Genomic DNA, 7,180 nt, shown 5'->3' with positions numbered 1-7,180 from the left:
GAGTACGTTACTGAAACCTGGCGATCGATTCATTGTACAAACTCCTTTTTACCAACAACTGGCTCAGGTTGGCGTGGATTTAGGGGCAACCCCATTATTTTGGCAATATCGTAACGATAAGGGTTTTGAACTCCAAGAGTTAGAAGTCTTGTTAGAACAAAAACCAACGCTCGTTATATTGAATACCCCGCATAACCCGACAGGATTTGCATTCTCTCCAGATGAAATGAGGCAAATTGCAAATTTATGTTTTGAACGAGAAATTTTACTCATTTCTGATGAGGTCTATAGGGAACTCGGCGAGACACTTATGCCCTCAATTCGAGACTACTCTCCTCAAGCAATTAGTATCGGGAGTATGTCCAAGGCTTATGGGTTAGCAGGTCTTAGGGTAGGTTGGATAGTGGGACCCCCAGAGATTATTGAACGCTGCGCTGAAAAACGAGACTATACGTCACTATGCTCACCTGTCATAGGACAACACTTAGCCCTGACAGCACTAAAACATCGCACTAAGATTTGGGAACGCAATCGACGACTAAGGCAGAAAAATAGTACGCTACTGGAAAACGTATTTAAAGATAACCCTACCCTCAAATGGAAAAAACCTTGTGCAGGGGTTGTAGCATGGGTCGGCTACTCTCAGAAAATTCCCTCGGAACAGTTAGGGTGGGAATTATATCGGCGAGGGGTTTTAGTAGCACCGGGGATTTTTTTTGGAGAGGAAAATCACTTCCGCTTAGGATTCGGAGGAAATACCACTGAACTCGAAGCCGGGTTAACGATCCTTGCAGATTACTTTAAGAGTTTAAGGAGTAAACCATGAAAAAAATTGTCACCATTCATGTCCTCGGAAAGCAAAAGTATCCAGAAGGGTCATCACGACCAACAAGAATTGATCACAGAAGGTATGTTTTATGAACGAAATGGTGCATTCTATGTAATATATAAAGAGTTAGGTAATACCATGGGCCTCGAAAAAGTGACCACCTATTTAAGTATTAAAGAAGGATTGGTTACCCTGAATCGCAAAGGTGCGGTCGATTTATCACAAGAGTTTAGACAGGGTGTTCTTAATCGTAGTATTTATACCACTTGCTACGGGAAAATTTGGTTGAGCGTTTTGCCTCACTGCGTAGAGTATGACTTGACAGTCCATGGGGGACGTATTAGTCTAGACTATGACCCTTTTTATTGATGATAATATGGTAAGTCATAATGAACTGTTGCTAAACATAAAGGAGGAAATCCCCTCATGAGTCTCTATGAGAACATAAAAGAGAAGATAATGGATAACTTGGTTCAGGCTGCCAACACTGCCAAAGTGGCAGGAGAATTTAACTTTGAAGAATTACCAGCGTTTGTTTTAGAAGAACCCAGAGAAAGGCAACACGGTGATTTGGCGACAAATCTAGCAATGGTGTTAGCCAAACAAGCCAAACGTTCCCCTCGCGATATAGCCGCCATTCTCATAAAACATATAGATACAACTGGAACTTGGATAGAAGCATCTGAAATTGCTGGGGCAGGCTTTATTAATTTTCGATTAAGCCCGTTGTGGCTGACGGGTGTTATTGAAGAGGTGTTAAAGGCCGGTGAAAACTATGGTCAAGTGGATATTGGAAAAGGTCAAAAGATTCAGGTAGAGTTTGTGAGCGCGAACCCTACAGGATTGCTCCACATGGGTAATGCCCGTGGGGCAGCATTAGGAGACAGCCTTGCTTCTTTACTGACAATGGCTGGATATGAAGTTTCCCGTGAATTCTATATTAACGATTCGGGAAATCAAATTCATAATTTTGCTTTATCACTAGAGGCCAGATATTTACAACAACTAGGTCAAGATGCGGCTTTCCCGGAAGGTGGATATCATGGAGAGGATTTGATCGAGACGGTAAAAGGCCTTATTACAAAAATAGGGGATAAGTATGTTTCGGTCGAACCGGGGTTAAGGCGCGAGTTTTTGGTGAGATATGCCCTAGACGAAAAAATGCGGAATATCCGAGAAACGTTGCAGGATTTTGGGGTAAACTATGATGTTTGGTTTAATGAACAATCCCTCCATGATTCAGGGGCAGTTCGTTCAACCATGGAGGAACTTGAGAAAAAAGGGTATATTTATGAAAAGGAAGGTGCACACTGGCTTAAATCCACATTATTTGGGGATGAAAAAGATGAAGTGGTTATTAGGAGCAATGGAGCGCCCACCTATTTTGCCGCAGATATTGCCTACCATCGCAATAAGTTTGAGCGAGGATTTAATCGAGTGATTAATATTTGGGGAGCGGATCATCATGGTCATGTCGCTCGGATGAAAGGGGCGATGTCGGCCTTAGGTTACGACTCGGATAATCTTCAAGTCATCTTAATGCAACTGGTGCGCCTGATCCAGAATGGCGAAGTTGTCAAAATGTCCAAACGTTCTGGGCAGTATATTACGTTAAGGGAATTAATGGATGAAGTTGGAAAGGATGCCGCCCGTTTTTTCTTTAATTTAAGAGATCCAGACTCTACCGTAGACTTTGATATGGATTTGGCTAGGGCACAATCCTCGGATAACCCAGTATATTATGTGCAATATGCGCATGCCCGGTTATGCAGCATTCTACGGCAAGCTGAGGAACTTGGTGATACGACGACCCCAGCTTCGGAACTGGAATTACAACGCTTAGAGAGTGCGGAAGAACGGGATCTTCTCAAGAAGATGGCTGACTTACCGAGCGAGATCATAATCGCAGCACGTTTAATGGAACCCCATCGTTTAGCTCGATATGTGCTGGATTTAGCGGGCCTCTTTCATACGTTCTATAACAGCCAGCGAGTTCTTGTTGAAGATGAGGGTCTCCGAAGGGCCCGGTTGAGCTTAGTGCGGGCAGTAAAACAAATCGTAAGCAATGTATTGGGTATTTTAGGCGTATCGGCACCTGAAAGAATGTAAATTAATGTTTAAACAAACGATAAGCAGGAAATATTTAGGGGTGGGCCGAATATAGTGATATTCAAAACGACGAAGGGCGGTGGAGTTTTGTCCCACTCTTTGAGCAAAAAAGATAAACCAACTGAAGCGGATATGGCATATGAGGTGCTGAAAGCCCAAGGTAACCCCATGCATTATCATAATCTAATTGAAGAGGTACTGCAGCGTTTAGGAATTTCACAAGAGGCTATACGGATTGCCGCTGCACTTACTCAGATTAACCTTGACGCACGGTTTACGTTTCTCGGGCGGGGTGAATGGGGACTGAAAGTATGGGAACCTTCGAAGGTTAACCGTCGTTCGCCTTCAGTAACCATGATGAATAAAAATTCAATGGATGAGGAAGATAAGTCAGATTTAGAAGAATTGGATGAGGATTCCCTGGATGAAGATGCATCTGAATCAGACGAAGTTTTTGATGAAGTGGACGATACGAGGCGCGGAGAAAAATGGTAGCGTTCTCTTATTGACAGTTTTCAGATGAGGGAGCTAATTATAGATACTTGTAAAGGGTGCCATTGTCTTGACATCCTTTACAAGTCTAGATAAAATAAAGCAATGAAGTGAACCTATTCAGCTAAAGCTGAACATCGAGACTTTAGATGGGACACTACCCTACCTGAAGTTTGCGAAGACCCCCCCATTATCTCAGTGGGGGTCTTGAAAATTGGATAAAAAGTCTTCAAAACATAGTCTTTCTGACTGGTATCATAAAGCTAGTGCGGTTCTCGGACTAGCTTTATTTATGTGTTTTGTTAGAGAAGTCCAAGAGATGATGGTTGGCAACTGAATAATAGATAAAATCGGCATACTTAAGGTCTGAAAGGAAATGGTAAAGCGCATGACGAAATTTATTTTTGTAACGGGCGGCGTTGTGTCTTCCCTTGGAAAAGGAATTACAGCGGCATCTCTGGGTTGTCTTCTTAAGAATAGGGGTCTCAAAGTGGCAATTCAAAAATTTGATCCCTATATTAATATTGACCCTGGAACAATGAGCCCATATCAACATGGTGAAGTGTTTGTCACGGATGATGGGGCGGAAACGGATCTGGATTTGGGGCATTATGAGCGCTTTATTGATGTGCCAGTTTCAAAAAACAGCAATGTTACAACTGGCAAAGTCTACTGGTCAGTCATCCGCAAGGAACGTAAAGGGGATTACTTGGGTGGGACAGTTCAAGTTATTCCTCATATTACCAATGAAATTAAAGAGCGGATCTACCGTGTTGCTCGAGAAAGTCATCCGGACTTTGTGATTACTGAAATCGGCGGAACGGTAGGAGACATTGAATCTCTACCTTTTCTTGAGGCAATCCGTCAGATGAAAAATGATATTGGGCGAGAAAATGTTATCTATATTCATGTGACGCTGGTCCCTTATTTGGCAATGTCTGGTGAATTAAAAACAAAGCCCACCCAACACTCTGTTAAAGAATTGCGCGGAATTGGCATTCAACCCTCGATCATCGTATGTCGTACGGAAAAAGCCCTCTCTAAGGATATGAAGGAAAAATTAGCGTTATTATGTGACGTAGATCTAGAAGCGGTTGTTCAGTGTTTGGATGCATCGACTATTTATGAAGTCCCTTTGAAGCTCCAAGGAGAAGGGTTTGACGATATTGTCCTGCGCTGCGCAGGGATAGAAGCTCCTCCCGCGGATATGACTGAGTGGAAAGTTATGGTGGAGAAAATTAAATCCCCGAAGCGTGAGGTCGAGATTGCGATCGTTGGCAAATATGTTGAACTCCCGGATGCCTACTTGAGTGTAGCAGAAGCTTTACGCTCAGCGGGGACTGAGCACGGGGCTAAAATTAAAGTTCGTTGGATTAATTCTGAAAACATAGAAGAAGAATCGGCCGAAAAACACTTAGAAGGCGTTGATGGAATCCTTGTTCCTGGAGGATTTGGTAACCGGGGTATTGAGGGGAAAATCGAGGCTATTCGTTATGCTAGAGAACAAAAGATTCCATTTCTGGGGATTTGCCTTGGAATGCAAACCGCCATTATTGAAATTGCACGTAATGTTTGTGGTATGGAACGAGCCAATAGTACGGAATTTGATGCTGATACACCCTATCCGGTCATCGATATTCTTCCCGAGCAAAAAGACATCGAAGAAAAGGGAGGCACTATGCGCTTAGGTATTTCCCCAGCAAAATTAGTTGAGGGCAGTATAGCGTACCAAGCCTATCAGGACCAGGTTATTTATGAGCGTCATCGACATCGCTACGAGGTCAATAATCAATTCCGAACTCAACTTGAAGAAGCAGGGCTGAGGTTCTCGGGGACGTCACTGGATGGTCGTCTTGTAGAAATTTCGGAGTACCCAAATCATCCTTGGTTTGTAGCCTCTCAGTTCCATCCTGAATTTAAGTCTCGTCCGAACCGAGCACATCCTCTTTTCCGGGAGTTTATACGGGCAACGCTAAAATAGGGGGACTAGTGGGGGGACTTGTGTCACACAGCGCTCAGTGCTTACGACGCAGAGCAAACTAACCATGTAAGCTCCTAAAGGGGGTGCGGGGTGCATCCTACGCCGGTAGGTATCTTATGGAGATCAGCGGCTTCGGCGATACTCTCCACTGGAGACTATCGTGCCAAAAGCGCCGTCCATGGCGCATTGGCGGCAGTGTACATCCTTGTACACTGCCCCGTATCTGGGGTCGCTTACATGGAAGTTTGCTATTCTGCTTACGTAAAGACATCGCGCTCGTGTGACACTGCGTCCCGGGTCTTGGAACGGGGAACGCTTAGTCTTGCTTTGGAGATAGCGTTGGTTTAGGTGACGAGGGTTTTTGGGGAGACGGCACATTTCATGTGCGCCGTCTTGTCTTTGGAGCTACTTACTTGTGTGACATGTAAGTGGGGGACGATCTTGACTTGCATGTTCTTGTGAACAGTTTTGTCTAAGAGGTGTTACGGGCTTGGTACAAGATAAAGGTGCGAACCTCGACCTTCAAATGTACATAACAGGAAATTCAATGGAATGTTGACTTAGGAGAGTTCTGTTAAGCCTTGGATTAAAGGGTTTAGCATGAACTCTTCCTGTATAATAGAGTGGTACTGATTAGAGGAGCCAGACCGTGGAAAGAATGGAGAGAGGAAGGGGATTGAACCAGATGCCCTATGTTGCTAGATGGATTGATGAAACTGAACATATACGATTTAATGCTTTTTTAGCTAAAGCTCCCAAAGGCCATGTGCTCCAGTCCTGGGAATGGGGAGAGATAAAGAGCCGGACTGGATGGGTTCCCTGGCGATTGGTCGTGGAGGAGAATGACGAGATCGTTGCTGCGGTTTCTATTCTGGAACGTAAGATACCGGTTGTGGGGATTCCGATTTTTTATGCGTCACGAGGTCCCGTATTGGACTTTAACAATAGTGCGTTATTTGATTTTGTGTTAAAAGAAATTAAAAAGTTGGGGAAAGCTCGAGGAGCGATCTTTTTAAAAATTGATCCAGACTTGCCGTCTTCGGAAAAAGAGTTGGAACAGTATTTACTTTCTAGAGGATTCAGATCTGCCGAGAGTGGCAAAGGTTTTGAAGGGGTTCAACCAAAGTTTGTGTTTCGTTTAGATATTTCTCCGGAAGAAGCAACTTTGATGGCGAACATGCAACAGAAAACACGCTATAATATCCGTCTTGCTCAGAAAAAAGGGGTTCATATCAGGCGAGGAACCCGGGAGGATTTGCCGGAATTTTATCGAGTTTTAAAGGAAACGACAGAGCGCGACAGCTTTTTGGTACGGGCTTACTCTTATTTTGAAGATCTTTATGACTCCTTGGTTCCAGTGGGTCTAGGGGAATTATTTATTGCCGAATATGAAGGAAACGTCGTATCTGGAACATTGGCCTTTGTCATAGGGGATAAGGCTTGGTACATATATGGGGCCTCCTCAAATGCTCACCGCAATGTTATGCCCAATTATTTAATTCAATGGGAAATGATTCGTTGGGCTAAATCACTCGGCTGTACTCTCTATGATTTCCGAGGAGTCCCAGGGAATTTATCGGAAGATAACCCGCTTTACGGGCTCTATCGTTTTAAAAAGGGCTTTAATGGAGACTACACAGAGTTTATTGGAGAATGGGATCTTGTGTATCGCCCCCTGGTATATTTTCTCTGGAACCATTTAGAACCCATCTATTCGGATGTTTTAAAGGGATTAATCACTAAGCTACGGCGAGCGCGAAGGGGATAAA

General features: G+C 43.9%; 7 protein-coding genes. All 7 read left to right on the top strand.

Annotated elements, in window-relative coordinates:
* The coding region (locus UF75_RS11965) for an aminotransferase class I/II-fold pyridoxal phosphate-dependent enzyme (protein WP_045574832.1) at positions 1-826 on the top strand (826 nt) is incomplete at its 5' end.
* Between the two features lie 18 nt (positions 827-844).
* Entirely contained in the window at positions 845-1,198 is a 354-nt protein-coding gene (locus UF75_RS11960; protein WP_242860212.1) for a DUF1934 domain-containing protein, read from the top strand.
* A gap of 57 nt (positions 1,199-1,255) precedes the next feature.
* Positions 1,256-2,938 carry an arginine--tRNA ligase gene (argS, locus tag UF75_RS11955; RefSeq protein ID WP_045574831.1) on the top strand — a complete coding sequence of 561 codons (1,683 nt, stop codon included), beginning with the start codon at positions 1,256-1,258 and terminating at the stop codon, positions 2,936-2,938.
* A gap of 54 nt (positions 2,939-2,992) precedes the next feature.
* A complete protein-coding gene (rpoE, locus tag UF75_RS11950) occupies positions 2,993-3,433 on the top strand; it encodes a DNA-directed RNA polymerase subunit delta (protein WP_045574830.1) in 441 nt (146 codons plus the stop codon).
* 385 nt (positions 3,434-3,818) lie between these two features.
* Positions 3,819-5,411: a CTP synthase gene (locus UF75_RS11945; RefSeq protein WP_045574829.1), complete on the top strand. Its 1,593-nt coding sequence runs from the start codon at positions 3,819-3,821 to the stop codon at positions 5,409-5,411.
* 90 nt (positions 5,412-5,501) lie between these two features.
* The gene (locus tag UF75_RS28225) at positions 5,502-5,759 is read left to right on the top strand and encodes a hypothetical protein (protein ID WP_156146396.1); all 258 of its coding nucleotides are present in this window, start codon (positions 5,502-5,504) and stop codon (positions 5,757-5,759) included.
* A gap of 337 nt (positions 5,760-6,096) precedes the next feature.
* Positions 6,097-7,179 carry a peptidoglycan bridge formation glycyltransferase FemA/FemB family protein gene (locus tag UF75_RS11940; protein ID WP_045574834.1) on the top strand — a complete coding sequence of 361 codons (1,083 nt, stop codon included), beginning with the start codon at positions 6,097-6,099 and terminating at the stop codon, positions 7,177-7,179.
* Position 7,180: the final 1 nt, after the last annotated feature.

The sequence above is a fragment of the Desulfosporosinus sp. I2 genome (assembly GCF_000960765.1).
GTDB lineage: Bacteria > Bacillota > Desulfitobacteriia > Desulfitobacteriales > Desulfitobacteriaceae > Desulfosporosinus.
This window is presented reverse-complemented; position numbering and strand designations above follow the sequence as displayed.

Coding starts and splice junctions, on each gene's coding strand:
- UF75_RS11960 (WP_242860212.1), top strand. CDS start 845: ATGTCCTCGGAAAGCAAAAGTATCCAGAAGGGTCATCACGACCAACAA.
- argS (WP_045574831.1), top strand. CDS start 1,256: ATGAGTCTCTATGAGAACATAAAAGAGAAGATAATGGATAACTTGGTT.
- UF75_RS11945 (WP_045574829.1), top strand. CDS start 3,819: ATGACGAAATTTATTTTTGTAACGGGCGGCGTTGTGTCTTCCCTTGGA.
- UF75_RS11940 (WP_045574834.1), top strand. CDS start 6,097: ATGCCCTATGTTGCTAGATGGATTGATGAAACTGAACATATACGATTT.